At 66.4% G+C, this 26092-nt stretch carries 19 protein-coding genes, 2 tRNA genes and 1 pseudogene; 14 read left to right on the forward strand and 8 right to left on the reverse strand.

Annotated elements, in window-relative coordinates; all coding sequences use genetic code 11:
- Positions 1 to 70: 70 nt before the first annotated feature.
- A tRNA-Leu gene (locus tag ACFPU0_RS15135) sits at positions 71 to 157 on the reverse strand.
- A 110-nt stretch (positions 158 to 267) separates the two neighbouring features.
- A tRNA-Leu gene (locus ACFPU0_RS15140) sits at positions 268 to 354 on the reverse strand.
- 206 nt (positions 355 to 560) lie between these two features.
- Here ACFPU0_RS15140 and rnr point away from each other — a divergent pair.
- The 8 genes from rnr to alr all read left to right on the forward strand — a co-directional run bounded on the left by rnr (position 561) and on the right by alr (position 9137).
- Positions 561 to 3302 (forward strand): ribonuclease R, encoded by a 2742-nt coding sequence (rnr, locus tag ACFPU0_RS15145; protein WP_377693921.1) that lies wholly within the window; start codon positions 561 to 563, stop codon positions 3300 to 3302.
- Positions 3299 to 4045 (forward strand): 23S rRNA (guanosine(2251)-2'-O)-methyltransferase RlmB, encoded by a 747-nt coding sequence (rlmB, locus tag ACFPU0_RS15150; RefSeq protein WP_377693922.1) that lies wholly within the window; start codon positions 3299 to 3301, stop codon positions 4043 to 4045. The genes rnr and rlmB overlap by 4 nt, the downstream gene beginning before the upstream one ends.
- A 333-nt stretch (positions 4046 to 4378) precedes the next feature.
- On the forward strand, positions 4379 to 4786 hold the full coding sequence (gene rpsF / locus ACFPU0_RS15155) for a 30S ribosomal protein S6 (protein WP_271409455.1): 408 nt from the start codon (positions 4379 to 4381) through the stop codon (positions 4784 to 4786).
- Positions 4787 to 4814: 28 nt separating this feature from the next.
- Complete coding sequence (rpsR, locus tag ACFPU0_RS15160) at positions 4815 to 5045, forward strand: 30S ribosomal protein S18 (RefSeq protein WP_003452992.1); 231 nt, start codon at positions 4815 to 4817, stop codon at positions 5043 to 5045.
- A 36-nt stretch (positions 5046 to 5081) separates the two neighbouring features.
- The gene (locus ACFPU0_RS15165) at positions 5082 to 5975 is read left to right on the forward strand and encodes a hypothetical protein (protein WP_377693923.1); all 894 of its coding nucleotides are present in this window, start codon (positions 5082 to 5084) and stop codon (positions 5973 to 5975) included.
- A gap of 21 nt (positions 5976 to 5996) precedes the next feature.
- The gene (gene rplI / locus ACFPU0_RS15170) at positions 5997 to 6443 is read left to right on the forward strand and encodes a 50S ribosomal protein L9 (RefSeq protein ID WP_377693924.1); all 447 of its coding nucleotides are present in this window, start codon (positions 5997 to 5999) and stop codon (positions 6441 to 6443) included.
- 111 nt (positions 6444 to 6554) lie between these two features.
- A complete protein-coding gene (gene dnaB / locus ACFPU0_RS15175; RefSeq protein ID WP_377693925.1) occupies positions 6555 to 7949 on the forward strand; it encodes a replicative DNA helicase in 1395 nt (464 codons plus the stop codon).
- 111 nt (positions 7950 to 8060) lie between these two features.
- Positions 8061 to 9137: an alanine racemase gene (gene alr / locus ACFPU0_RS15180; protein ID WP_377693926.1), complete on the forward strand. Its 1077-nt coding sequence runs from the start codon at positions 8061 to 8063 to the stop codon at positions 9135 to 9137.
- A gap of 188 nt (positions 9138 to 9325) precedes the next feature.
- On the opposite strand, the gene ACFPU0_RS15185 is transcribed toward alr, so the two are convergent.
- Positions 9326 to 11233: a diguanylate cyclase domain-containing protein gene (locus tag ACFPU0_RS15185; RefSeq protein ID WP_377693927.1), complete on the reverse strand. Its 1908-nt coding sequence runs from the start codon at positions 11231 to 11233 to the stop codon at positions 9326 to 9328.
- A gap of 208 nt (positions 11234 to 11441) precedes the next feature.
- Here ACFPU0_RS15185 and ACFPU0_RS15190 point away from each other — a divergent pair.
- The 5 genes and pseudogenes from ACFPU0_RS15190 to ACFPU0_RS15210 form a co-directional block, all read left to right on the forward strand.
- A pseudogene (locus ACFPU0_RS15190) lies at positions 11442 to 13683 on the forward strand (YgiQ family radical SAM protein); the annotation flags it as partial.
- A 463-nt stretch (positions 13684 to 14146) separates the two neighbouring features.
- On the forward strand, positions 14147 to 17434 hold the full coding sequence (locus tag ACFPU0_RS15195; RefSeq protein ID WP_377693928.1) for a DUF2126 domain-containing protein: 3288 nt from the start codon (positions 14147 to 14149) through the stop codon (positions 17432 to 17434).
- Between the two features lie 91 nt (positions 17435 to 17525).
- Positions 17526 to 20024 carry a circularly permuted type 2 ATP-grasp protein gene (locus ACFPU0_RS15200; RefSeq protein WP_377693929.1) on the forward strand — a complete coding sequence of 833 codons (2499 nt, stop codon included), beginning with the start codon at positions 17526 to 17528 and terminating at the stop codon, positions 20022 to 20024.
- Positions 20024 to 20959 carry a transglutaminase family protein gene (locus ACFPU0_RS15205; RefSeq protein ID WP_377693930.1) on the forward strand — a complete coding sequence of 312 codons (936 nt, stop codon included), beginning with the start codon at positions 20024 to 20026 and terminating at the stop codon, positions 20957 to 20959. The genes ACFPU0_RS15200 and ACFPU0_RS15205 overlap by 1 nt, the downstream gene beginning before the upstream one ends.
- Before the next feature lie 88 nt (positions 20960 to 21047).
- Complete coding sequence (locus tag ACFPU0_RS15210) at positions 21048 to 21896, forward strand: mechanosensitive ion channel family protein (RefSeq protein WP_377693931.1); 849 nt, start codon at positions 21048 to 21050, stop codon at positions 21894 to 21896.
- Positions 21897 to 22022: 126 nt separating this feature from the next.
- Here the strand turns inward: ACFPU0_RS15210 and ACFPU0_RS15215 are convergent, their stop codons facing one another.
- From ACFPU0_RS15215 to ACFPU0_RS15230, 4 genes are all read right to left on the reverse strand, one after another.
- Positions 22023 to 22469 (reverse strand): GNAT family N-acetyltransferase, encoded by a 447-nt coding sequence (locus ACFPU0_RS15215; RefSeq protein WP_377693932.1) that lies wholly within the window; start codon positions 22467 to 22469, stop codon positions 22023 to 22025.
- Positions 22470 to 22472: 3 nt separating this feature from the next.
- On the reverse strand, positions 22473 to 22844 hold the full coding sequence (locus ACFPU0_RS15220) for a thiol-disulfide oxidoreductase DCC family protein (RefSeq protein WP_377693933.1): 372 nt from the start codon (positions 22842 to 22844) through the stop codon (positions 22473 to 22475).
- A 58-nt stretch (positions 22845 to 22902) separates the two neighbouring features.
- Positions 22903 to 23490: a TIGR00730 family Rossman fold protein gene (locus tag ACFPU0_RS15225; protein ID WP_377693934.1), complete on the reverse strand. Its 588-nt coding sequence runs from the start codon at positions 23488 to 23490 to the stop codon at positions 22903 to 22905.
- 250 nt (positions 23491 to 23740) lie between these two features.
- Positions 23741 to 24370: a LysE family transporter gene (locus ACFPU0_RS15230; protein ID WP_377693935.1), complete on the reverse strand. Its 630-nt coding sequence runs from the start codon at positions 24368 to 24370 to the stop codon at positions 23741 to 23743.
- A gap of 119 nt (positions 24371 to 24489) precedes the next feature.
- Here ACFPU0_RS15230 and azu point away from each other — a divergent pair, with 119 nt between their 5' ends.
- Complete coding sequence (gene azu, locus ACFPU0_RS15235; protein WP_377693936.1) at positions 24490 to 24939, forward strand: azurin; 450 nt, start codon at positions 24490 to 24492, stop codon at positions 24937 to 24939.
- 173 nt (positions 24940 to 25112) lie between these two features.
- Here the strand turns inward: azu and ACFPU0_RS15240 are convergent, their stop codons facing one another.
- Complete coding sequence (locus ACFPU0_RS15240) at positions 25113 to 26012, reverse strand: LysR substrate-binding domain-containing protein (RefSeq protein WP_377693937.1); 900 nt, start codon at positions 26010 to 26012, stop codon at positions 25113 to 25115.
- Positions 26013 to 26092 lie beyond the last annotated feature (80 nt).

Below are 26092 nucleotides of genomic sequence, written 5' to 3' on the forward strand. Positions count from 1 at the left end.
CGGCGATGAACACGAGGAATGCGAAAGCCGGAAAGCACAAAGCCGAGCAGAGCTCGGCTTTGTTGAAGAGTGGTGCCCAGGAGAAGACTCGAACTTCCACGGTGTTGCCACCGCTAGGACCTGAACCTAGTGCGTCTACCAATTCCGCCACCTGGGCACATTGCGATGATCGCTCATCGACTTATACGGAATTCACCAGCATTAACCGATACGGAACCGTACTGTCCGTTTATTGCTAAACCGAGCTTTACAGCTCGGTTTTGAAAATGGTGCCCAGGAGAAGACTCGAACTTCCACGGTGTTGCCACCGCTAGGACCTGAACCTAGTGCGTCTACCAATTCCGCCACCTGGGCACTGGATGCGATGATTGCTCATCCGCTTCCTTCACAACGTCTCAGCGACGCTGTGGGCGCGAACTATACGAGCCGACTTTTGTGTTGTAAACCCCTGAACGCGAAAAAAATTATTCTTCGGCTGAAGCTGACCGATAATCGGAATTCGCGCTTCAATAGACACATGGCAAATCCCTCTATATGGATAAAAAGGTGATCACCCCCTGATGGCCGATTGGCAGAACCTCGATCCCGAGGCCGCTCGCGAGGCGGAAAAATACGAGAACCCCATTCCCAGCCGCGAGCTGATCCTGCAGCGCCTCGATGAGCGCGGCGCCCCGGCCAGCCGGGAACAACTGGTGGAAGAGTTCGGCCTGACCACCGATGAGCAGCTGGAAGCCCTGCGCCGCCGCCTCCGCGCCATGGAGCGCGATGGCCAGCTCATCTATACCCGTCGAGGCACCTATGCGCCCGTGGACAAGCTCGACCTGATCTGCGGCCGCATCAGCGGCCACCGCGACGGCTTCGGTTTCCTCATTCCCGACGACGGTAGCGACGACCTCTTCCTCAGTCCGGCGCAGATGCGCCTGGTGTTCGACGGCGATCGCGCCCTGGCGCGGGTCGCCGGCTTCGACCGCCGCGGCCGTCGCGAAGGCGCACTGGTGGAGATCATCGAGCGCGCCCACGAGACCCTGGTAGGGCGCTTCTTCGAGGAGAGCGGTATCGCCCGGGTGGTCGCCGACAATCCGAGGATCCAGCAGGAAGTCCTGGTGCCGGCCGGCAAGCAGGGCAAGGCCAGCCACGGCCAGTTCGTGCAGGTGAAGATCGAACAGTGGCCGAGCAACTTCCGTCTGGCCCAGGGCGAAGTGGTGGAAGTGCTTGGCGACTACATGGCGCCGGGCATGGAAATCGAAGTCGCCCTGCGCAGCTACGACATTCCCCATGAATGGCCCGCCGCCCTGGTCAAGGAAGCCGCCAAGCTCAAGCCCGAGGTGGCCGAGAAGGACAAGGAAAAGCGCATCGACCTGCGCGACCTGCCCCTGGTCACCATCGATGGAGAGGATGCCCGCGACTTCGATGACGCGGTCTACGCCGAGGCCCGCAAGGGTGGTGGCTGGCGCCTGATCGTGGCCATCGCCGACGTTTCCCACTATGTGAAGGTGGGTTCGGCGCTGGACGAGGAGGCGGCCAGTCGCGGCAACTCGGTGTACTTCCCGGAGAAGGTCATCCCGATGCTGCCGGAGGTGCTGTCCAATGGCCTCTGCTCGCTGAACCCGCTGGTGGATCGCCTGGCCATGGTCTGCGACATGACCATCTCCCGCGCCGGCAAGATGACCGGTTACGAGTTCTACGAGGCGGTGATCCATTCCCATGCGCGGCTCACCTACACCAAGGTCAGCCAGTTCCTGGAAACCCCGGAATCCACCGAGGCCAAGCTGTTCGCCGAGCAGTTGCCGCAGCTGGTCAAGCCGCTGCAGCAGCTCTACAAGCTCTACAAGGTGCTCCTGGCGGCGCGCCAGGTGCGCGGCGCCATCGATTTCGAGACCCAGGAGACGCGCATCGTCTTCAGCGCCGACCGCAAGATTTCCGAGATCCTGCCGACCCAGCGCAACGACGCCCACAAGCTGATCGAGGAATGCATGCTCTGCGCCAACGTGGCCACCGCGCGCTTCCTCACCCAGCATGAGATCCCGGCGCTCTACCGCGTTCACGAAGGCCCGCCCAGCGAGCGCCTGGACAAGCTGCGGCAATTCCTCGCCGAACTGGGGCTGTCCCTCAACCGCGGCAAGAACGAGCCGACGCCCAGCGACTACCAGGCGCTGCTGGAAAAGGTGCGCGAGCGGCCGGATTTCCACCTGATCCAGACAGTGATGCTGCGCTCCCTCAGCCAGGCGGTATACAGCCCGGAGAACGAGGGGCACTTCGGCCTCAATTACGATGCCTACACCCACTTCACCTCGCCCATCCGCCGCTACCCGGACCTGCTGGTGCATCGCGCCATCCGTGGCCTGATCCGTTCCAGGCGCGAGAGCGCCCACGTGCGTCGCGCCGGCGCGGCGAGCATGCCCAAGGCGCGCATCTACCCCTATGACGAGGCCCGCCTGTTCCAGCTCGGCGAACAGTGCTCGATGACCGAGCGTCGCGCCGACGAGGCCACCCGCGACGTCACCAACTGGCTGAAGTGCGAATACATGCGTGATCGCGTGGGTGAGACCTTCCCTGGCGTGATCTCGGCGGTGACCGGATTCGGCATCTTCGTCGAGCTGATCGACATCTATGTCGAAGGCCTGGTGCACGTCACCGCCTTGCCGGGGGACTACTACCACTTCGATCCGATTCACCATCGCCTGTCCGGCGAGCGCAGCGGCCGCAGCTTCCGCCTGGGCGACGAGGTGGAAGTGGTGGTGGCGCGGGTCGACCTGGACGAGCGCAAGATCGACTTCGAACTTTCCGAAAATGTCCTCACCGCTCCCGTAGGCCGCAAGCAGCGCGGCGCCGACAAGCCTGCGCCGGCCAAAGCCAAGGCCAAGGTCGCCGAGCCCAAGGTGGGCAAGGGGCGCAGTCGCGGCGCCAAGGCCGCCGCGCGTGCGGCCGCCCAGGAAAAACCCTGGCATGAGCCCCAGGCCGCGGTGGCGCCGCGTCGGCAGCGGGCCGGCAAGGTCCAGGCGTTGCCGGTCGTGCCGCCGGAAATGCTCGCCCAGGCCGAGGAGATGCTCGGCAACACCGATGTGAACAGGAGCCGCGCCATGAAGCAGGCCCTGCTCAACGAGGCCCGGCAGGGCGCCAAGGCCAGCAAGGGCACGCGCCCGGCGCAGAAGGCCCTGGAGCGGCCGGCCAAAGGCGATGGGAAGGCCGCCACCAAGCCGCCGAAGAAGAAAGCCAAGGCGGCCAAGGCCGCCAGCAAACCCTCGAAACACCGTAAAGGGCCGCCCAAACCCAAGGCGCCCGGTAGCAAGGTCAAGAAATGAGTCAGTTGGAAAAGGTTTACGGCGTGCATGCCGTGGAGGCGCTGCTGCGCCATCACCCCAAGCGCGTCAAGCAACTGTGGCTGGCGGAAAGCCGGCATGACCCGCGCGTCCAGGTTCTCCTCGACCTGGCCGGGCAGCACCGCATCGCAGTCGGGCACAAGGATCGCCATGAGCTGGACGAGTGGGCCGAAGGCGTCCACCAGGGCGTGGTGGCCGAGGTCAGCCCAAGCCAGGTCTGGGGCGAGAACATGCTCGACGAGCTGCTCGAGCGCACGTCCGGTGCGCCGCTGCTGCTGGCCCTGGACGGCGTCACCGACCCGCACAACCTCGGCGCCTGCCTGCGCACCGCCGATGCCGCCGGCGTGCTGGCGGTGATAGTGCCCAAGGACAAGTCCGCCACCCTCAACGCCACGGTGCGCAAGGTGGCCTGCGGCGCCGCGGAGGTCATGCCGCTGGTGGCGGTGACCAACCTCTCGCGTACCCTGGAGAAGCTGCAGAAGAAGGGCCTCTGGGTGGTCGGTACCGCTGGTGAGGCCGAGCAGGAGGTCTACGACCAGGACATGACCGGCCCCACCGTGCTGGTCATGGGCGCCGAAGGCAAGGGCATGCGTCGCCTGACCCGCGAGCATTGCGATTACCTGGTCAAGCTGCCCATGGCCGGCAGCGTCAGCAGCCTGAACGTCTCGGTGGCCACGGGGGTCTGCCTGTTCGAGGCGGTACGCCAAAGAAAACTGAAAGCCTGAAGCCTGAAGCTGGAAGCAAGCGCTTGACGGCGCACCGAAGCGCGCCCACACACTGGCTTCCAGCTTCCAGCTTCCAGCTTCCAGCTTCCAGCTTCCAGCTTCCAGCTTCCAGCTTCCAGCTTCCAGCTTCCAGCTTCCAGCTTCCAGCTTCCAGCTTCCAGCTTGTTCAAAATATCGCCAGATTTTCTTGCGCGGCCCCGGGGGCTTCAATAGAATGTCGCCCCTTGCCGTGGGGGCAGGCTCGCGCACGTCCCCGGCCCGGCAAGCCAAAACGAGATATTCACTCCTTGCCTGACCACGCTGTTGGCAGGCTACAACCCGTAAGGAGCATTTATGCGTCATTACGAAATCATCTTCCTGGTTCACCCGGACCAGAGCGAGCAGGTTGGCGGCATGGTCGAGCGCTACACCAAGCTCATCGAAGAAGACGGTGGCAAGGTTCACCGCCTGGAAGACTGGGGCCGTCGTCAGCTGGCCTACGCCATCAACAACGTTCACAAGGCTCACTACGTGATGCTGAACGTCGAGTGCAGCGGCAAGGCCCTGGCCGAGCTTGAAGACAACTTCCGCTACAACGACGCCGTCATCCGCAACCTGGTCATCCGTCGCGACGAAGCCATCACCGGCCAGTCCGAGATGCTCAAGGCCGAGGAAAACCGCAGCGAGCGCCGCGAGCGCCGTGAGCGCGTTGAGACTGACGCTGCCGCCGAAGGCGAAGACAGCGACAACGCTGACGAGTAATCCACGGATCTATTGAGGAGCCAAGTTCATGGCACGTTTCTTCCGTCGTCGTAAGTTCTGCCGTTTCACCGCTGAAGGCGTGAAAGAGATCGACTTCAAGGATCTCAACACCCTGAAGGCCTACATCTCCGAAACCGGCAAGATCGTTCCGAGCCGTATCACCGGCACCAAAGCCAAGTATCAGCGTCAGCTGGCCACCGCTATCAAGCGCGCCCGCTACCTGGCCCTGCTGCCCTACACCGACAGCCACGGCCGTTGATCTCGGTCGGTCGACCTAGGTAAGGGATAGATCGCAATGCGCGCTCTGGCTGAGTTCATCATGCGCGGTCGCACACAGGCCACCCTGGTGGTGGTGGGTGCGGCGGCCCTGCCGCTGATGTTCTGGCTGAGCGCAGCCGCCGGCAGCCTGGTGCTGCTGCGGCGTGGTATGAACGATGCTCTCGGCATTGTCGCCTGGGCCCTGTTGCCAGCCCTCGGCTGGTGGTACTTCGGCGAGCCGCGCACCCTGATGGTGCTGCTCGGCGCGCTGGGGTTGGCCCTGGTGCTGCGTTCCAGCGTGTCCTGGACGCGGGTGCTGATGATCAGCGTGGCGCTCGGGCTGTTCTACAGCCTGGTGCTGGGCGCGGTGTTCCGCGAGCCCATAGTCGCCATGGCGGGTGAGCTGCAGAAGCTCATGCCGCAGGTGATGGGGAACGTCTATTCGCAACTGGCGGATGACGAGCGAGCGCGTCTGGGAGCCATGGTCGCGCCGGTCCTGACCGGCCTGATCGCGGCGCTGCTGCAACTGGTCAGCGTGCTGAGCCTGATGCTCGGCCGCTACTGGCAGGCAGCCCTGTACAACCCCGGTGGCTTCGGCAGCGAGTTCCGCGCGCTGAGGCTGCCGCCGGCACTGGCTTTCGGCCTGCTGGCCGCCATGCTGCTGGGCCCGAACCTGGGGCTGGAGCTGGCGATGCTGACGCCGATCTGCAGCGTGCCGCTGGCGTTCGCCGGCCTGGCCCTGCTGCACGGTCTGGCGAAGCAGGGTGGGCTGGCCGGTTTCTGGCTGGTGGGGCTGTACGTGTCGCTGCTGCTGTTCATGCAACTGATCTATCCGTTGCTGGTGGTTCTGGCCATCGTCGACAGTCTGATTGATTTTCGCGGACGCAAGGCGCGCAAGAATGGCGCCGGCCCTGCGAACGGTGAAGGTTAAAAGTTAAGAGGTAAGACCCAAATGGAAGTCATCCTGCTGGAAAAAATCGCCAACCTGGGCAACCTGGGCGACAAGGTGAACGTAAAGGCCGGCTACGGCCGTAACTACCTGCTGCCGCAAGGCAAGGCCACCGCTGCTACCGCCGAGAACGTCGCTGCGTTCGAAGCCCGCCGCGCCGAGCTGGAAAAGCAGGCTGCCGACAAGAAGGCCAACGCCGAAGCTCGCGCTGCCCAGCTGTCCGAACTGGAAGTGAGCATCACTGCCAGCGCCGGCGACGAAGGCAAGCTGTTCGGTTCCATCGGCACCCACGACATCGCTGACGCCCTGACCGCCGCTGGCGTTCCGGTTGCCAAGGCTGAAGTCCGCCTGCCGAACGGCACCATCCGTCAAGTTGGCGAGTACGACGTTGCGCTGCACCTGCACACCGACGTCGAAGCTACCGTCAAGCTGATCGTGGTAGCCGCCTAAGCAAGCCGCCGAGCGGTCTTGCACTCAGGTGCCGGGCCGCTAACATCGGGCACGTCATCGCGAAAGCGGTGTCGTGCCCGATGTCTTTCCAGCCCAAGAATTTCCGAGCCCATGAACGATATCACCGTCCCGGAACAGTTCGACCTGCAAACCGCCGCCCTCAAGGTGCCACCGCACTCCATCGAGGCCGAGCAGGCCGTCCTCGGGGGCCTGATGCTGGACAACAACGCCTGGGAGCGTGTGCTTGACCAGGTGTCCGACGGCGACTTCTACCGCCACGATCATCGGCTGATCTTCCGCGCCATCTTCAAGCTGGCCGAACGCAACATGCCCTTCGACGTGGTCACCCTGTCCGAGCAACTGGACAAGGAAGGCCAACTGCCCCAGGTGGGCGGCCTGGCGTATCTCGGCGAACTGGCGAAGAACACGCCCTCGGTGGCCAACATCAAGGCCTATGCCCAGATCATTCGCGAGCGTGCCACCCTGCGCCAGTTGATCGGCATCAGCAACGAGATCGCCGACAGCGCCTACGCCCCCCAGGGCCGCACCGGCGAGGAGATCCTCGACGAGGCCGAGCGGCTGATCTTCCAGATCGCCGAAGCGCGCCCCAAGACCGGCGGCCCGGTGGGCATCAACGACATTCTGGTCAAGGCCATCGACCGCATCGACGAGCTGTTCAACAACGGCGATGCCATCACCGGCCTGTCCACCGGCTTCAACGACCTGGACACCCAGACCAGCGGCCTGCAGCCGGCCGACCTGATCATCGTTGCCGGCCGTCCGTCCATGGGCAAGACCACCTTCGCCATGAACCTGGTGGAAAACGCCCTGATGCGCAGCGACAAGGCGATCCTGGTGTATTCCCTGGAGATGCCTTCCGAATCCATCGTGATCCGTATGCTCGCGTCCCTCGGTCGCATCGACCAGACCAAGGTCCGCGCCGGCCGCCTGGACGACGACGACTGGCCGCGCCTGACCTCCGCGGTCAACCTGCTCAACGACCGCAAGCTGTTCATCGACGATACCGCCGGCATCTCCCCTTCCGAGATGCGCGCCCGCACCCGCCGCCTGGCCCGCGAACACGGCGAGATCGGCCTGATCATGGTCGACTACCTGCAGCTCATGCAGATTCCGGGCTCCAGCGGCGACAGCCGGGTCAACGAGATCTCCGAGATCTCCCGCTCGCTCAAGGCCCTGGCCAAGGAATTCAACTGCCCGGTAATCGCCCTGTCCCAGCTCAACCGTTCCCTGGAACAGCGCCCCAACAAGCGCCCGGTGAACTCCGACCTGCGCGAATCCGGGGCGATCGAGCAGGACGCCGACATCATCATGTTCGTGTACCGCGACGAGGTGTATCACCCCGAGACCGAGTACAAGGGCGTCGCCGAGATCATCATCGGCAAGCAGCGTAACGGTCCCATCGGCACCGTGCGCCTGGCCTTCCTCGGCAAGTACTCGCGCTTCGAGAACCTGGCGCCCGGCGCCTACAACTTCGAAGACGAATAAATAGGAAAGAGCCGATAAGAGCGCTGGAGGCTGGACGCTGAACGATCAAGGCTCCTCCAGCCTCCAGCCTCCAGCCTGATAGAATCTCCCATTCTTTCCGTGGAGTCTTTCATGCGCCCGCTGATCGCCGCCGTCGACCTTTCCGCCATCCGCCACAACTACGCCGTCGCCAAGCGCTGCGCGCCCGGCCGCCAGGCCTTCGCGGTGGTCAAGGCGAATGCCTACGGCCACGGTGTGCGCGAGGTGCTCGCCAGCCTGCGCGGCGAGGCGGACGGTTTTGCCGTGGCCTGCCTGGAAGAGGCCGCCGAAGTACGCGCCCTCGACGACGAGGCGCGGGTGCTGCTGCTGGAGGGCTGCTTCGAGCCGGCCGAATACCCCTTGGCGGCGCAGTTGGGGCTGGACCTGGTCATCCAGGGGCCGGAGCAGGCCGAGGCGCTGCTCACCGCTTCCCTGGCGCGGCCGCTGAACGTCTGGCTCAAGCTGGATTCCGGCATGCACCGCCTCGGTTTCACCCCGGAACAGCTGCGGCGCTGGCATGCCCGCCTGCGCGGCGCGACCCAGGTGGCCGAGCTCAACCTGATCAGCCACTTCGCCTGTGCCGACCTGCGCGGCCATGGCCTCAACGAGGTGCAACTGGAAAGCTTCCTCGACCTGCTGGACCTGGATTTCGACCAGCGCAGCCTGGCCAACTCGGCGGCCATCCTGACCATGCCCGCCGCCCACATGGATTGGCTGCGCCCCGGCATCATGCTCTACGGCGCCTCGCCCATTGCCGACCTCAGTGCCGCCGAGCTGGGCCTGAAACCGGCCATGAGCCTCAGCGCGCAGCTGATCGCCGTGCGCGAAATCGCGGCGGGGGAAACCGTGGGTTACGGCGCCACCTGGGAAGCCCCCCGGCCATCACGTATCGGCACCGTCAGCTGCGGCTACGCCGACGGCTACCCACGCCACGCGCCCAACGGTACTCCGGTGGTGGTCAATGGCCGCCGCGTGCCGCTGGCCGGTCGGGTGTCCATGGACATGCTGGCGGTGGACCTGAGCGACATGCCTGAGGCCCGCGTCGGCGACCCGGTGGAGCTCTGGGGCGCCCAGCTGTCGGTGGATGAGCTGGCCCAAGCCTGCGGCACCATCGGTTACGAGCTGCTCACCAAGGTTACCGCGCGGGTGCCAAGGCGCTACCTGGCTTGAGGCCCAGCCTGTGGGAGATTCCACATCATTCGGTGCGTAGGGTGGAAATCCCTTTGGGGATTTCCACCATCGGTGTCTTGCACGGCCTCGTTGGTGGATAGAAAAGCGTTATCCACCCTACACGGCTGGCCGCTTCTGCCTTTTCCTGCAGGGGTGAATTCATTCGCCAAGCAGACCGCAGTTCTGCCCTACAAGAGCCCGCTGCGAATCTTCAGCACATCCAGCTGCAGGCTGGCTTCGCTGGAGAGTTCGCCGTCCTCGCCGAATACCACCACATCCGAGCGGCCGCGGGCCTTGGCCTTGTAGAGCGCCTGGTCGGCGGTCTGGTAAAGCCCGGAGAAATGCCGGGCGTGTTGCGGGAACAAGGCCACGCCTATGCTGATGCTCACCGACAACTGCTCCGCGCCGTAGCACATGGGCGCAGCCAGCTCGTCCAGCAGGCGCCGGGCGAGGTCTCTGGCCTGGACCTCGGCGTCCCCTCCGCTGATCAGCACGGCGAACTCGTCGCCGCCCAGGCGCGCCACCGCATCGCCGCCGCGCACATGCTCGCGCAGGCGCTGGCCGATAGTGCGCAGCATCTCATCGCCCGCGTCGTGGCCGAAGCGATCGTTGATCGGCTTGAAGTGGTCGAGGTCGATCAACATCAGCGCCAGCTGTTCCTGGTGGCGCTTGGCATTGGCCAGCGCCGACTCGGTGCGTTCGATCAGGTAGCGGCGGTTGGGCAGCTCTGTCAGCGCGTCGTGGAAGGCCGCGTGCCGCAGTGCCCGCTCGCGCTCGCTGAGGCGCTGGTTGGCCGCGGCCAGCTCGGCGGTACGGGCGGTGACGGCGGCCTGCAGTTCGTCGGCGCTGGCCTGCATCTGTGCCAGGCGTGCGGCCTTCTCGCGATCGGCCTGCTCCAGGGCGGCGGCACGTTCCTGCTTGAGCATCTGGATGCGGTAGGCCAGGGCGAAGGAGAACAGGATGGACTCGGCCGCCACGGCGACGGGGAACATATAGGCGGTGAAGTTGATCGGCTGGATGATGCCGGCGGCGCGCATCACCAGTACCGCCGTGCTGATCAGGACGGTGCCGTAGCCGATCAGGTAGAAGCGCGCCGGGATGAAGCCCTGGCGCCAGCGGACCAGGGCGCTGATCAGGGCGGTGGGCACCGTCACTATGGGGGTGATGGCGATCAGGATGGCACCTTCGGCGCGCAAGCCGAAGACGTTGATCAGGATGGCGATGGCGTAGAGCACGCAGGCCACATTGAACAGGCGGTCGGCCCAGCGCAGGCCGCGGCGGGTGAACAGCAGCTCCTGGGTGAAACGCATCACGAAGATGCCCCAGAGCGCCGGCAGGGTGATGCGGTCCAGCCAGACCGGCACCGGCGCGTCTGGCCAGAAGTACTGGAAGCCGTGACCGGTCATGCTGAGGATGAACACCAGGGCCGAGGCGGTGGCCAGCACGTACCAGAGGTAGGCGGGGTCGCGCAGTGCCACCAGGATGAACAGGTTGTAGAGAAAGAGCGCCAGGATCACCCCGTAGACCAGGCCGAAGCCGAGGTTCTCGGTGGCCTTCAGCTCCTTGAGATCATCCAGCTGCCAGACCTTCAGCGGGAAGGAATTGCCTGCCGGGTCGTAGCTGCGAAAGTACAGGGTCAGGGGCTCCGTGCCGATCTCCGGCAGCTTGAACAGCATGCGCCGGTAGGAATAGTCACGGGTTTCGGCGAAGGGCCGGGCCTCGCTGGTTTCACGTCGGGTCCAGCCGCCATTGCCATCCGGCAGGAAGAGGCTGACCCGATAGACGGTGATGCCCGAGTTCTCCAGCCACCACTGGCGGGGAGCGTCCGCGGTGCGGCTGAGCTGCACCCGCACCCACCAGACGCTGCGGCTCTGGCCCACGCTGGCGCGGCCGTCCGCCGGGGCGAAGCCTTTCTGCACCGCGGGATTGGTCATGTCCAGGATATCGAGCTTGCCGTCCGGGTCCTCCAGCAGATCGATCTGTCCATTGAGCGGGGCGCCGCTGCTCCGCGGGGTCAGCTCGAACGCCGCCTGGGCTGGTGCGAGGGCACCCACCCAGCAGACGAGCAGGAAGAGGATCAGGCTTGGACGAGGCACCGCGCACGCTCCTTGTAAGTTATTTACTGCTGCGGCCTGGCGGTATGTGTCGGCAGGAGTATAGCGATCCGGAGAATTTGTGATCACTCTGGACGCAATTTGCGGCGGCGTTGTGTCCGGCCCCGCAGAAACCCAGCGCGGGCGTCGGATTTGTTCAAAATTTGTGCTATATTCCGCGCCCCTCGTGAAAGCCCGCTGGTCAAAAAATATGCAAGCCGCGAAGCCGCTGTTCGACTATCCGAAGTACTGGGCCGAATGTTTCGGTCCCGCACCCTTCCTGCCGATGAGCCGGGAAGAGATGGATCAGCTCGGCTGGGACTCCTGCGACATCATCATCGTGACCGGCGACGCCTACGTCGACCATCCGTCCTTCGGCATGGCCATCATCGGCCGCCTGCTGGAAGCCCAGGGCTTTCGCGTGGGCATCATCGCCCAGCCGGACTGGCGCTCGAAGGACGACTTCATGAAGCTCGGCGAGCCGAACCTGTTCTTCGGCGTGGCGGCGGGCAACATGGACTCCATGATCAACCGCTACACCGCGGACAAGAAGATCCGTTCCGACGACGCCTACACCCCCGGCGGCGTCGCTGGCAAGCGCCCGGACCGCGCCAGCCTGGTCTACAGCCAGCGCTGCAAGGAGGCCTACACCCATGTGCCGGTGATCCTCGGTGGCATCGAGGCGTCCCTGCGCCGCATCGCCCACTACGACTACTGGCAGGACAAGGTGCGCCGCTCCATCCTGATGGATGCCACCGCCGACATCCTGCTCTACGGCAACGCCGAGCGCGCCGTGGTGGAAATCGCCCAGCGCCTGTCCCGGGGCGAGACCATCGACAGCATCACCGACGTGCGCGGCACCGCCTTCATCCGCCGCGATACCCCGGCGGACTGGTTCGAGATCGACTCCACCCGCATCGACCGTCCGGGTCACATCGACAAGATCATCAACCCCTACGTCAACACCCAGGACCTCGCGGCCTGCGCCATCGAGCAGGAAAAAGGCCCGGTCGAAGACCCCAACGAGGCCAAGGTGGTGCAACTGCTGCCCAACCCGCGCCTGACCCGCGACAAGACCGTGATCCGCCTGCCGTCCTTCGAGAAGGTGCGCAACGACCCGGTGCTCTACGCCCACGCCAACCGCGTGCTGCACTTGGAGACCAACCCGGGCAACGCCCGTGCCCTGGTCCAGCGCCATGGCGATGTGGACGTCTGGTTCAACGCACCGCCCATCCCGATGACCACCGAGGAGATGGACTACGTCTTCGGCATGCCCTACGCCCGCGTTCCGCATCCGGCGTACGGCAAGGAGAAGATCCCGGCCTACGAGATGATCCGCTTCTCGGTGAACATCATGCGCGGCTGCTTCGGCGGCTGTACCTTCTGCTCCATCACCGAGCACGAGGGCCGGATCATCCAGAACCGCTCCCACGAGTCGATCCTGCGCGAGATCGAGGAGATGCGCGACAAGGTGCCCGGCTTCACCGGCGTGGTCTCCGACCTCGGCGGCCCCACGGCCAACATGTATCGCATCGCCTGCAAGAGCACCGAGATCGAGAAGCACTGCCGCAAGCCGTCCTGCGTATTCCCCGGCATCTGCGAGAACCTCAACACCGACCACAGCTCGCTGATCGAGCTGTACCGCAAGGCCCGCGCCCTGCCGGGGGTGAAGAAGATCCTCATCGCCTCCGGCCTGCGCTACGACCTGGCCGTGGAATCGCCCGAGTACGTCAAGGAACTGGTGACCCACCATGTCGGCGGCTACCTGAAGATCGCCCCGGAGCACACCGAGCGCGGCCCGCTGGACAAGATGATGAAGCCGGGCATCGGCAGCTACGACCGCTTCAAGCAGATGTTCGAGAAGTACTCGAAGGAAGCGGGCAAGGAACAGTACCTGATCCCGTACTTCATCGCCGCCCACCCCGGCACCACGGACGAGGACATGATGAACCTCGCCCTCTGGCTCAAGCGCAACGGCTTCCGCGCCGACCAGGTGCAGGCGTTCTACCCGTCGCCCATGGCCAGCGCCACCGCCATGTACCACTCGGGCAAGAACCCCCTGCGCAAGGTCACCTACAAGAGCGAGGGGGTGAAGATCGTCAAGAGCGAGGAGCAGCGTCGCCTGCACAAGGCCTTCCTGCGCTACCACGACCCGAAGAACTGGCCGCTGCTGCGCGAGGCCCTGGAACGCATGGGCCGCGGCGACCTGATCGGCAATGGCAAGCACCAGCTGATCCCGACCTACCAGCCGGCCAGCGACGAGTACCACAGCGCCCGCCGCAAGAACTCCACCCCGGCGGGCAGCAACAAGGTCGGCAAAGTACTGACCCAGCACACCGGCCTGCCGCCGCGGGCCAGCGACGGCAGCAAGCCCTGGGACAAGCGCGAGCAGGCCAAGGCCGCGGCCTTCGCTCGCAAGCAGGCGGAGAACAAGGCAGCCGCGGCGGAGAAGGGCGGCGGCAAGAAGAAGCCGGCCAAGCGGCCGGTGGCGCCGCGCTGATGGGAACGCCAGCCTCCGGGCTGGCGTTTTTGTTTGCGTTGGGCTGGGGCGCCGAATTTCCCCAAGAGCGTAGGAGGGGTGGAGCAACGCGATACCCATCGGAGTTCCGGGCTCGCATTTCCTTGTGGGGGCGAATGAATTTGTCCCCCACAGATAATCGCATTCCCATCGTTGGTGCTTATGACTAATCGGCCTAAGCAGCCCGGCAAGAATTCCCATCTCCTTCATCTTCCGCCGCTAGGCTTGAAATTCACCCGCAGGTAATTGCCGCCCGTGAACCATTTTTGTGCGGCGGCACCCCGCGGGCGCGAACGCGGCCCCCTTCCAGCGCAGGAGTAGGCCGAAATCAACGGTTCGGGGGCTGGCACAAGTCTTGCGCGGTTCCCGGCATCGCCCAGGCTCGCAGGAGGCACGCCGTGTCGATCCATGTCGCACTGCATCACGTCACCCACTATCGCTACGATCGCGAGGTCAACCTCGGTCCGCAGATCATCCGTCTGCGGCCGGCGCCCCACAGCCGCACGCGCATTCTCGGCTATTCCCTGAAGGTGGCGCCGGGCAAGCACTTCATCAACTGGCAGCAGGATCCCCAGGGCAACTACCTGGCGCGCCTGGTGTTCCCGGACAGGACCCGCGAGCTGAAGGTGGAGGTGGACCTGGTCGCCGAGATGGCGGTGTTCAACCCCTTCGATTTCTTCCTCGAGCCCTATGCCGAGCAGTTCCCCTTCGCCTACACCGCCGACGACCAGCGCGAGCTGGCGCCCTACCTCAGCCGCCTGCCGGCCACGCCGCTGTTCGCCGACTGCCTCTCGCGCATCGATCTCTCGCCCAGACGCAGCGTCGATTTCCTGGTGGCGCTGAACCAGCAGCTGTCGCGGGACATCCGTTACCTGATCCGCCTGGAGCCCGGCGTGCAGACCCCGGAAGAAAGCCTGGAAAAGGCCTCCGGTTCCTGCCGCGACTCGGCCTGGCTGCTGGTGCAACTGCTGCGTCACCTGGGCCTGGCGGCGCGCTTCGTTTCCGGTTACCTGATCCAGCTCACCGCCGACCAGAAGTCCCTGGACGGTCCCAGCGGCACCGAGGTGGATTTCACCGACCTGCACGCCTGGTGCGAGGTCTACCTGCCGGGCGCCGGCTGGGTCGGCCTGGACCCCACCTCCGGGCTGTTCGCCGGGGAGGGGCATGTGCCGCTGGCCTGCAGCCCGGAGCCGTCCTCGGCGGCGCCCATCAGCGGCGGAGTGGACGAAAGCGAGTGCGACTTCTCCCACGAGATGCGCGTCGAGCGGGTCTGGGAAGCACCACGGGTGACCAAGCCCTATAGCGAAGAACAGTGGCAGGCGATCCGCGAGCTGGGCATGCGCATCGACGCCGACCTGCTGGCCGGCGATGTGCGCCTGACCATGGGCGGCGAGCCCACCTTCATCGCCATCGACTACCCCGACGACCCCGAGTGGAACACCGCCGCCCTCGGCCCGAACAAGCGCCTGCTCGCCGCCGACCTGTTCCACCGCCTGCGCCGCCACTATGCGCCTCAGGGCCTGGTGCACTTCGGCCAGGGCAAGTGGTACCCCGGCGAGCAGCTGCCGCGCTGGTCGCTGAACTGCTACTGGCGCAAGGATGGCGAACCCATCTGGCAGGACCACGCCCTCTACGCCGATGAAGGCCGCGGCTACGGCGCTGACGCCCGCCTCGCGGCGCGCTTTCTCGACCGTGTGGCCGGGCGCCTGGGCGTCTCGGCGGAGCACCGGTTCCCGGCCTTCGAGGACTGGTTCTACTACCTCTGGCGCGAGCGCAAGCTGCCCGCCAACGTCACCCCGGAAGACGCCCGCCTGGCCGACCCGCTGGAACGCGAGCGGCTGCGGCGGATCTTCGAGCGTGGCCTGGGCGAGGTGGTGGGGCAGGTACTGCCGCTGGCGCGCAGCGCGGCGGGCGATGCCTGGGAGAGCGGCCGCTGGTACCTGCGCGATGAGCACTGCCGGCTGATCCCCGGCGACTCGCCGTTGGGCTACCGCCTGCCGCTGGACTCCCAGCCCTGGGCCAGCGAGGCCGACTACCCCTACGTGAACCCGGCCGACCCCAGCCAGGCCTTCCCGCCCCTGCGCCGTGCCGCGCTGATCCGCGAGCAGTTGCGGGGCGGCGCGCCCGGTGCCCGGGGCGATTCCCACGAGCCGGGCCTGCACCAGTCCGCCGCCGGCATCACCCGCACCGCCCTCTGCGCCGAGCCCCGCGAGGGCCGGCTCTACCTGTTCATGCCGCCGCTTTCCGAGCTGGAGGCCTACCTGGAGCTGGTGGCCGCCATCGAAGCCACCGCCGGCGAACTGGACTGCCCGGTGCTGCTGGAAGGCTACGAGCCGCCCGGCGACCCGCGCCTGGTGAACTTCCGCGTCACTCCCGACCCGGGGGTGATCGAGGTGAACATCCACCCTTCGGCCAGCTGGGACGAGCTGGTGGAGCGTACCGAGTTCCTCTACGAGGCAGCGCGGCAGAGCCGCTTGTCCAGCGAGAAGTTCATGGTGGACGGCCGCCACGTCGGCACCGGCGGCGGCAACCACTTCGTCCTCGGTGGCGCCACGCCGGCGGATTCGCCCTTCCTGCGCCGGCCGGACCTGCTGCGCAGCCTGATCAGCTACTGGCACAACCACCCGTCGCTGTCCTACCTGTTCTCCGGCCTGTTCATCGGGCCCACCTCCCAGGCGCCGAGGGTGGACGAGGCGCGCAACGACGCGCTCTACGAGCTGGAAATCGCCTTCCGCCAGATGCCCGAGCCCGGCGCCGACTGCCCGCCCTGGCTGGTGGACCGGCTGCTGCGCAACCTGCTGGTGGACGTCAGCGGCAACACCCACCGCGCCGAGTTCTGCATCGACAAGCTCTACTCGCCGGACAGCAGCACGGGGCGTCTCGGCCTGCTGGAACTGCGCGCCTTCGAGATGCCGCCCCATGCGCGCATGAGCCTGGCCCAGCAACTGCTGCTGCGCGGCCTGGTGGCGCGCTTCTGGGACGAGCCCTACACGCCGCCCAAGCTGGCGCGCTGGGGCACCGAACTGCACGACCGCTTCCTGCTGCCGCACTTCGTCCAGCAGGACTTCGAGGATGTGGTCCACGAGTTCAATGCCGCGGGCTACCCGCTGCGCGCCGAGTGGTTCGCCCCGCACTTCGAGTTCCGCTTCCCGAAATATGGTGACTTCTCGGTGAAGGGTATCGACCTGGAGCTGCGCCAGGCCCTGGAGCCCTGGCATGTGCTGGGCGAGGAGGGCGCCGCGGGCGTTACCGTGCGCTACGTGGATTCGTCCCTGGAGCGGGTGCAGCTGAAGGTCACCGGCATGGCGCCGGACCGCTACGTGGTCACCTGCAATGGGGTTCCGGTGCCGCTGCGCGCCACCGGCCAGGTCGGCGAATTCGTCGCCGGGGTGCGCTACCGTGCCTGGCAGCCGGCGTCCTGCCTGCAGCCGACCATCGGCGTGCAGGCACCGCTGGTGTTCGACATAGTCGATACCTGGATGCAGCGTTCCCTGGGCGGTTGCCAGTACCATGTGGCGCACCCCGGCGGGCGCAGCTACGACAGCTTCCCGGTGAACGCCTACGAGGCGGAAAGCCGGCGCCTGGCGCGCTTCTTCCGCCATGGGCATACCCCGGGCAAGCTGCAGGTCGGCGTACCGATGGTCGACGACGAACTGCCCATGACCCTGGACCTGCGCCGCCACTAGGCGGTGCGGGCGCGACCCGGCCCGCACTGCGGAGGCCGGGCGCCGCGTCGTCCGCTAAAGTTTCCCTGCCGACCCTCCGCCGAGCCTGCCGATGTCCGAGCTGCTAGCCCACTACCCCCTGACCGCCACGGCCTACCACGAACTGCTGGATGCCGAAGGCCGGGTGCGTCCGCACTGGCAGCGCCTGTTCCGGCGGCTGGAGCGCGCCACCCCGGCCCAGCTCAGGCAGCGCCAGGAGCTGCTGGCGCGGCAGATCCAGGAAAACGGGGTCACCTATAACGTCTACGCCGACCCCAAGGGCACCGACCGCCCCTGGGAGCTGGACCTCCTGCCCAACCTGCTCTCGGCCGAGGAGTGGCAGCCCATCGCCGCCGGTGTGGCCCAGCGCGCGCGCCTGCTCAATGGGGTTCTGGCCGACCTCTACGGCCCGCAGAACCTGCTGGCCGAAGGGCTGCTGCCCAGCGAACTGGTCTACGGCCATCCCAATTTCCTCTGGCCCTGCCAGGGCGTGCAGCCGCCCGGCGGCATCTTCCTGCACAGTTACGCGGTGGATCTGGCCCGCGATGCCGATGGCCGCTGGCACGTGCTGGCCGACCGCACCCAGGCACCCTCCGGTGCCGGCTACGCCCTGGAGAACCGGCAGATCGTCTCCCGTGCCCTGCCGGAGCTCTACCGCGACCTGCGGGTGCAGTACCTGGCGGGGTACTTCCGCACCCTGCAGGAGACCCTGATCCGCCAGGCTCCCAGCGACGGCGAGACGCCCCTGGTGGTGCTGCTCACCCCGGGGCGCTTCAACGAAACCTATTTCGAGCACCTGTACCTGGCACGCCAGCTCGGTTTCCCGCTGGTGGAAGGCCACGACCTGACGGTGCGCGACGCCGCCCTCTACCTCAAGACCCTGGGCGGGCTGAAGCGCGTCCACGCCGTGCTGCGCCGCCTCGACGACGACTACTGCGACCCGCTGGAGCTGCGCACCGATTCGGCCCTGGGCGTGCCCGGCCTGCTCGACGCCGTGCGTCACGGCCGGGTGCTGGTGGCCAACGCCCTGGGCAGCGGCGTGCTGGAATCCCCCGGCCTGCTCGGCTTCCTGCCGCGGGTCAGTCAGCGCCTGCTGGGCGAGGACCTGCTGCTGCCCACGGTGGGCACCTGGTGGTGCGGCCAGGGGCAGGGCCTGGGCAAGTCCCTGGAAGGCCTGGCCGGGATGGTGATCAAGCCCGCGTTCCCCTCCCAGAGCTTCGAGCCGCTGTTCGGCCATGCCTTGGAAAACGGTGCCCTGCTGGATCTGCGCAAGCGCCTCAAGGCCCACCCCCATGCCTATGTCGCCCAGCGCATGGCGCAGCTGTCCCAGGCACCGGTCTGGCAGGCTGATGGCGAACGCGGCGAGCTGCAGTCGCGGGCCATCGGCATGCGGGTGTTCGCCGTGGCCGGAAGTGACGGCAGCTATTGGGTGATGCCCGGCGGCCTGACGCGGGTGGCCTCGGCGGCGGACGCCGAGGTGGTGTCCATGCAGCGCGGCGGCGCCAGCAAGGACACCTGGGTGCTGGCCGACCTGCCGGTGGTGGGCGAGCCGCTGCGGCCGCGCACCCTCGGCGTGCGCGACCTGATCCGCCAGGACCCCTACCTGCCGTCGCGGGTGGTGGAAAACCTCTTCTGGTTCGGCCGCTACGGCGAGCGCTGCGACGATGGCGCGCGCCTGCTGCGGGTGGTGCTGTCGCGCTACGTGGATGCCGATGGTGACGAACAGGCGCTGCAATCGGCCCTGCAACTGGCCGGCGCCGTCGGGCTGGTGCCGCGTGGCGACGAACCGCTGGAGCAACGTTTGCTGGCGGCCCTGCTGGACGATGAGTGGCCGAGCAGCGTCAGCGCCAACCTGCGCCGCCTGCACTGGACGGCCGCCCAGGTGCGCGGCCGCCTGTCGCGGGAGAACTGGCACGCGGTGCTGGAGCTGCACCGCGAGGCCCAGGCCCTGGACCCGACCCGCACCGACCTGGGCGAGGCGCTGGAATTCCTCAACCGCCTGCTGATGTCCCTGGCGGCGTTGTCCGGCTTCGCCCTGGACGACATGACCCGCGACGACGGCTGGCGCTTCCTGATGATCGGCCGGCGCATCGAACGGGTGCAGTTCTATGCCGAAAGCATCGCCGGCTTTCTCGAGGGTGGTGCCGCCTGGGACCCGGTCGCCCTGGAATGGCTGCTGGAGCTGGGCAACAGCACCATCACCTACCGTTCGCGCTACCTGGCTTCGCCCCAACTGATCCCGGTGCTCGACCTGCTCCTGCTGCACGAGCAGAACCCCCACGCCCTGCGCTTCCAGTTGCAGGCCCTGGAGCGTTCCCTGGGGCGTCTGCACCTGGAGTTCGGCGCGCCCCAGGAACTGGTGCTGAGCGGCCTGATCGGACGTCTGCTGGCCTTCGACCTGGGGACCCTGGAAGATCCGCTGTTCGGCAGCGAAAGCCTGGCCGAGGTGCTCGCCGGGCTGGCCGGGCTGCTGCGGGAGATCGCGCAGAACGTCGGACAGGTCTCCGATCGCCTCGGATTGCGCTATTTTGCCCACGTCGACGACGTCAGCCAGCAAACGGTATCCACCTGATGCGTGCGCAAGCCCAGTCCATCGCCCCCGTCCAGGGTGCCCGCTACCAGGTGTTCCACGACACCCATTACCGCTATTCGGCGCCGGTTTCGCTGTCCCAGCAGCTGGCCCACCTGTGGCCGCGGGACTGCCCCTGGCAGCGCTGCAGCGGCCAGCAACTGCTGGTCAACCCCGAGCCGACGCTGCGCCAGGACCTCGCGGACGTATTCGGCAATCCCCTGACGCGCCTGGCCTTCGAGCGTCCCCACGACGAATTGCAGGTGAACACCCGCCTGCAGATCGAGGTGCTGCCCCACGGAGCGGCGGACCTGGCCGCCTCGCCACCCTGGGAGCAGGTGCCGGCGACCCTGGCCTTTTCCGCACGCGCCCTGTCGCCCATGGAGCTGGACGCCTGCCGCTACCGGGTGGAGTCGCCCTATGTGCGCATCAAGCGCCAGTTCGCCGAGTTCGCCAGCGGCTGCTTCCCCGCCGGGCGGCCGTTGCTGCTGGGAACGGCGGCGCTGATGGAGAAGATCTTCAGCGAGTTCGACTTCGATGCCGAAGCGACCCAGGTGGCGACGCCGCTGACCCAGGTGCTGGAGCGCCGTCGCGGCGTCTGCCAGGACTTCGCCCACCTGATGCTCGCCTGCCTGCGCTCCCGGGGGCTGGCGGCGCGCTACGTCAGCGGCTACCTGCTGACCCAGCCGCCCCCCGGCCAACCGCGCCTGATCGGCGCCGACGCCTCGCACGCCTGGGTGTCGGTCTACTGCCCGCACAATGGCTGGGTGGATTTCGACCCCACCAACAACATCCTGCCCAATCTGGAACACATCACCCTGGCCTGGGGGCGCGATTTCTCCGACGTCTCGCCCCTGCGCGGCGTCATCCTCGGCGGCGGCAGCCACGATCCCGAGGTGCGGGTTACCGTCATGCCGCTCTGGGAATTGGCGGTCTGACAAGACTGTAGGTTGGGCCAGGCAAGCACTTTGCGGGGGGCGTGCTAGCTTTTTCGGGGCCACTTTCTCTCCTGCAAGGTGCTCCGCCATGGATGAAACAACGATCGTCAATGTAGGGACCGAGAAGGTCAGCGCGTTCATGACCACCGTCATGCAGTACGCCACCACCTTCGGCGTCAAGATTCTCGCGGCCATCGCTTTCTGGGTGGTCGGCCGCTGGCTGATCAATTTCGCCGTCGGGCTGGTCCAGCGTTCGCTGGAGCGGCAGAAGGCGGACCCGACCGTGCTGCGCTACGTCGGCTCCTTCATCACCGTGACGCTGAACATCCTCCTGGTGGTGGGCATCCTCGGCTTTTTCGGCATCCAGACCACCAGCCTGGCGGCACTGATCGCGGCGGTCGGCCTGGCCATCGGCATGGCCTGGTCGGGGCTGCTGGCCAACCTGGCGGCAGGCGGCTTCATCATCGTCCTGCGCCCCTTCAAGGTCGGCGATTTCATCAGCGCGGGTGGAGTGACGGGGACGGTGAAGGAGATCGGCCTGTTCGGCACCACCATCAACACCCCGGACAACGTGATGACCCTGGTGGGCAACAACAAGATCTTCAGCGATACCATCCAGAACTACAGCGCCAACGCCTTCCGCCGCGTGGAGCTGAAGGCCCAGTTGTCCGGCGCGGCCGACTATCAGGCGGCTGTAGCCCTGCTCAAGCATCGCATCGCCGCCATCCCCAACGTGCTGGGCGACCCGCCGGTGGATGTGGAAATCCTCGAGTTCAACCTGGTGGGCCCGGTACTGGCGGTGCGGCCGTATTGCCACAATGACGACTACTGGCAGGTGTATTTCGACACCAACCGGGTGATCAAGGACGCCCTGGGCACCGATTTTCCGGCGCCCATGCCGGCGCAGACCATCATCGTGCAGCAACCGCAGGGGTAGACCGGTTTTCGCGGATGAGTTCGCGCCTACAAGTGCGTAGGGTGGACATCGCTTTTCATGTCCACCATCGCGGCCCGGGACCCGCCACGAATGGTGGACCGGTGAAGCGTGGTCCACCCTACGGATTTATCCCTTGACCAGGTGCAGGATGGGAAACTCCTTGCCCAGGGCGTCGACTTCCGAGCGGCCGGCCTGGACGAAGCCCATGCGCAGGAAGAAACCCACTGCCTGCGGGTTCTGTTCGTTCACATCGACCGTCCGGGCCCCACAGGCCAGGGCGTGCTCCAGCAGTGCGCGGCCGATGCCCCGGCCATGCTGCGCCGGGTCGACGAAGAGCATGTCCACCCGGTCTCCGGTCGTGCCGATGAAACCGGCGATGCGGCCTGCAGCGTCACGCAGACAGGCGAGCCGCATGGAGTCCAGATAGGCGTCGCGCACCAGGGGCTTGAAGAACTGGATGTCGTCCTCGCCGAAGAAGTGGTGGGTCGCGCGCACCGCGTCTTCCCAGACCTCCACCAGGCGCTGGCGGTCGGCAGGGGAGAGGGACGTCAGGGTTTCGATCGTTGCCATCATCGGTCACCAGTGGCGCAGGGCCTTGTTCCAATGATAGAGCAGGCGGGCAAAGGCCTTGTATCCCAGTTGCGCGAGGCCGTGGAGGATCGGCAGGGAAAACAGCCGGGCCTTCCATTCCTCCCCCGGCGAGTGGCGCCAGAGCACGATGAAGGCATCCACGCCCATGCGCTTGACGCCCTGTTCGTCCACCAGGTGCAGGCGTTCGCGGACATATTCCAGGTCTTCGCCGATTTCCTCGACCGCGGCGTTGTCCTGGTGGATGTCGGCCCATTCCACCCGACAGGCGGTGGTCTTGCCTTTCTGGCCCTCGATCCCGGCTTTGCATACCGGACAGGCGCTGTTGTAGTAGACCTTGATCCGCTCGTCGCCTGCCATGGGGCGCTCCTGATCCTGGGGTTGTCCCGGACAGTTTAGGGCCCGGGACGGCCGGCGATCAGTGGGGCTTGCGATCGACCCACTTGGGCGCGCTGCTGGGGCGCCAGGCTTCCAGGCGGTCGAGCAGGGTCTGGGGGTGCCCGCCGACCTGGAGCATGCCACGGTGCTGGTCGCGGACGAAGCGCTCCTCCACCAGGTGGTCGAGGAAGTCGGTGAGCTTGTCGTAGAAGCTGTTCACTTCCAGCAGGCCCAGGGGCTTGCTGTGGTAGCCCAGCTGGCCCCAGGTCCAGATCTCGAACAGCTCTTCCAGGGTGCCCAGGCCGCCGGGCAGGGCGATGAAGGCGTCGGACAGCTCGGCCATGCGCGCCTTGCGCGCGTGCATGCCGTCCACCACTTCCAGGCGGGTCAGGCCCTTGTGGCCGATTTCCGCGTCCATCAGGCTCTGCGGGATCACCCCGATGACTTCGCCGCCGGCGGCCAGGGCCGCGTCGGCCACGGTGCCCATCAGTCCAACCGCGCCGCCGCCGTAGACCAGGGTGATGCCGCGTTCTGCCAGAGTGTGGCCCAGGAGGGCGGCTGCTTCACGGTAAATCGGCTTGGCGCCGGGGCTGGCGCCGCAGAACACGCAGACGGAACGCAAAGGCATGGGGGACTCCGGGGGCGAAAAAGCGCGCAAGAGTACCGGCTTCGCCCCTCGGCTCCAAGCTGTGCGAGTGGTCAGCTTCCGAACGGTAGTCGGGCGGGGTCATTCGCTCGAGGCGCCGCAGGCCCCGGCGGCGTAGGCGGCGAGCAGGCTTTGCAGGAAGTTCATGGCACATCTCCTTGTCGATGGATGCCGCCATGCCAGGGCGGTGCCTGCCGGCCCGCCCGTTGATTGTGTCGATTGGTGCGATAGGTCAGATGGCCTTCAGCAGCTCCGCTGCCGTCATCCCCGACAGCCCCAGCAGGCACAGGCCGCAGGCCAGGTAGGTGAGGCGGTGCCAGAGGGTGGACGCGGCGCGGCGGAACCAGTCCACCAGGCCGGCGCAGATGAAGCACCAGAGCAGCGAGGAGAGCATGAAGCCGCCGAAGAACACCGCGAGATGCGTCGGTGTCGGTTCGGCCACGCCGACCGCCGCCATGGCCCCGCCCATGGCGGCCCAGTAGACGATGTTCTGCGGATTGGTCAGCGACAGTGCCGCGCCCGAGGCGAAGGCGCCGCCGCTGGCGCCGACGCTGCCCTCCTCGGCCGAGGGTTGTGGCGGGCGGTGGGCATCGCGCAGGGATTGCAGGCCGAGCCAGCCCAGGTAGAGGGCGCTGGCGATGGTCAGCGGGTAGCGTACGGCGGCGCTGTCCAGCAGCAGGGCGAGGCCGGTCAGGCCCAGCGCGGCCCAGGTGGCATCGCCAACCAGGGAGCCGATCTGCACCATCAGGGCGGGCTTGTAGCCGTCCCGCAGGCCGCGTCGCAGGGTTTCGCTGAAGACCGCGCCGGGCGCGGCATTGAACACGAATCCGAGAAGCATGGCGGCGATGAAGAAGGACAACATGGCGCGGAAATTCCTTGTAATCAGGGTTGCGGCCTGTTGCCGCAGGTCATGGGAACTCGCCGACGAATGGGGCAGTCTCTCGTCCTGGGCCTTTTGCCCTTACTGCCAAGGAGACTCCCATGATTCGCAAGCTCGTCGTTGCATCCGTGCTGGCCCTGGCCAGTGCACCTCTGCTGGCTGCTGAATGTACAGTGGAAGTGCAAGGTACTGACCAGATGACTTTCGATACCAAAGAGATCAAGGTCAGCAAAAGTTGCAAGACCTTCACCGTGAACCTCAAGCACTCCGGCAAGCTGGCCAAGAACGTGATGGGCCACAACTGGGTGCTGAGCAAGACCGCCGATGCCCCGGCCATCGCCACTGAAGGCATGACCGCCGGCCTCGACAAGGACTACCTCAAGGCCGAAGACCCGCGCATCATCGCCCACACCAAGATGATCGGCGGCGGCGAGAGCGCCAGCGTGACCTTCGAGGTGTCCAAGCTGGCCGCCGGTGAAAGCTACGAGTTCTTCTGCTCCTTCCCGGGGCACGTGTCGATGATGAAGGGTACCCTGGCCCTGGTCGACTGACCTCAGGCGAATACGAAAAGGCCGCTCCGTGTAGCGGCCTTTTTTTGTTTTGGCGACCAGATGCTGTAGGGGCGAATTCATTCGCCAAGCAGGCCGAAGGCGTGCCCAGCGGGGCCGAGGGGGCAGCTGCGCTTGAATTCGCCCCTACTGAAAGGCAGGCCGAGTTTATTCCGCTATAGCGCCTCCCGGTCCATCTGCTCCAGCATCCAGCGTACGAAGTCGCGCACCTTGGGCACTTCCGCGGCGTGCTCGGGGTAGGCCAGGTAGTAGGCGTTGCGGCTGGGCATGGGGTGGTCCCAGGGGATCACCAGCTTGCCTTCGGCCAGTTCCTCTTCCACCAGGAAGCGCGGCAGCAGGGCTACGCCGCAGCCGGCCTGGGCGGCGCGGATGCACATGTAGGAGGTGTCGAAGCGCGGCCCGTGGTAGCTGTGCTCGGTGTGCCGGTCCTGGCTCAGGAACCACTCGTGCCAGGCTTCGGGGCGGGTGGCGTTCTGCAGCAGTACCAGTTCGGTGAGCTGGGTCGGCTCGGTGAAGGGCTGTTCCGGCATCACGCCGGGGGCGCATACCGGCACCACTTCCTCGCTGAACAGGCGAATGCACTCGGCGCCGGGCAGGGCGCCATGGCCGAAATAGAAGGCCAGGTCGCAGCGGCCCTGGGCCAGGGCGTTGGGCTCCAGTTCGTTGCGCAGGTCCAGGTGGATGTTCGGGTGGCGCAGGCGCCAGCCCTTGAGGCGCGGGATCAGCCAGCGCGCGCCGAAGGTGGGTGGCGTGGCCACCCGCAGGACTTCCGTGTCGCCGCCATAGGACAGCATGTAGTGGGTGGACATCTCCACCTGGGCGAGGATCTTGCGTACTTCGGTCAGGTACAGCGAGCCCGCCGGAGTCAGCTGAAGGCGCCGGCGCACACGGCGGAACAACAGGTGCTGGAGCAGTTCCTCCAACTGCGCCACCTGCTTGCTCACTGCGCTCTGGGTGAGGCTCAACTCATCGGCGGCGCGGGTGAAACTCAGGTGCCGGGCCACCGCCTCGAAGCATTGCAGGGCGGTGATCGAAGGCATGTGGCGTTTGAGCATCGGGCTTCTCGAAAACGGTCCGGATCATGAAATAACGGAATGATATGTGTCGGAAAGGTCATTTGTTGGCAAGCCCTTTT

This window comes from Pseudomonas sp. GCM10022186 (genome assembly GCF_042656385.1).
GTDB lineage: Bacteria > Pseudomonadota > Gammaproteobacteria > Pseudomonadales > Pseudomonadaceae > Metapseudomonas.

Coding starts and splice junctions, on each gene's coding strand:
- rnr (WP_377693921.1), top strand. CDS start 561: ATGGCCGATTGGCAGAACCTCGATCCCGAGGCCGCTCGCGAGGCGGAA.
- rlmB (WP_377693922.1), top strand. CDS start 3,299: ATGAGTCAGTTGGAAAAGGTTTACGGCGTGCATGCCGTGGAGGCGCTG.
- rpsF (WP_271409455.1), top strand. CDS start 4,379: ATGCGTCATTACGAAATCATCTTCCTGGTTCACCCGGACCAGAGCGAG.
- rpsR (WP_003452992.1), top strand. CDS start 4,815: ATGGCACGTTTCTTCCGTCGTCGTAAGTTCTGCCGTTTCACCGCTGAA.
- ACFPU0_RS15165 (WP_377693923.1), top strand. CDS start 5,082: ATGCGCGCTCTGGCTGAGTTCATCATGCGCGGTCGCACACAGGCCACC.
- rplI (WP_377693924.1), top strand. CDS start 5,997: ATGGAAGTCATCCTGCTGGAAAAAATCGCCAACCTGGGCAACCTGGGC.
- dnaB (WP_377693925.1), top strand. CDS start 6,555: ATGAACGATATCACCGTCCCGGAACAGTTCGACCTGCAAACCGCCGCC.
- alr (WP_377693926.1), top strand. CDS start 8,061: ATGCGCCCGCTGATCGCCGCCGTCGACCTTTCCGCCATCCGCCACAAC.
- ACFPU0_RS15200 (WP_377693929.1), top strand. CDS start 17,526: ATGTCCGAGCTGCTAGCCCACTACCCCCTGACCGCCACGGCCTACCAC.
- ACFPU0_RS15205 (WP_377693930.1), top strand. CDS start 20,024: ATGCGTGCGCAAGCCCAGTCCATCGCCCCCGTCCAGGGTGCCCGCTAC.
- ACFPU0_RS15210 (WP_377693931.1), top strand. CDS start 21,048: ATGGATGAAACAACGATCGTCAATGTAGGGACCGAGAAGGTCAGCGCG.
- ACFPU0_RS15215 (WP_377693932.1), bottom strand. CDS start 22,469: ATGATGGCAACGATCGAAACCCTGACGTCCCTCTCCCCTGCCGACCGC.
- ACFPU0_RS15220 (WP_377693933.1), bottom strand. CDS start 22,844: ATGGCAGGCGACGAGCGGATCAAGGTCTACTACAACAGCGCCTGTCCG.
- ACFPU0_RS15225 (WP_377693934.1), bottom strand. CDS start 23,490: ATGCCTTTGCGTTCCGTCTGCGTGTTCTGCGGCGCCAGCCCCGGCGCC.
- ACFPU0_RS15230 (WP_377693935.1), bottom strand. CDS start 24,370: ATGTTGTCCTTCTTCATCGCCGCCATGCTTCTCGGATTCGTGTTCAAT.
- azu (WP_377693936.1), top strand. CDS start 24,490: ATGATTCGCAAGCTCGTCGTTGCATCCGTGCTGGCCCTGGCCAGTGCA.
- ACFPU0_RS15240 (WP_377693937.1), bottom strand. CDS start 26,012: ATGCTCAAACGCCACATGCCTTCGATCACCGCCCTGCAATGCTTCGAG.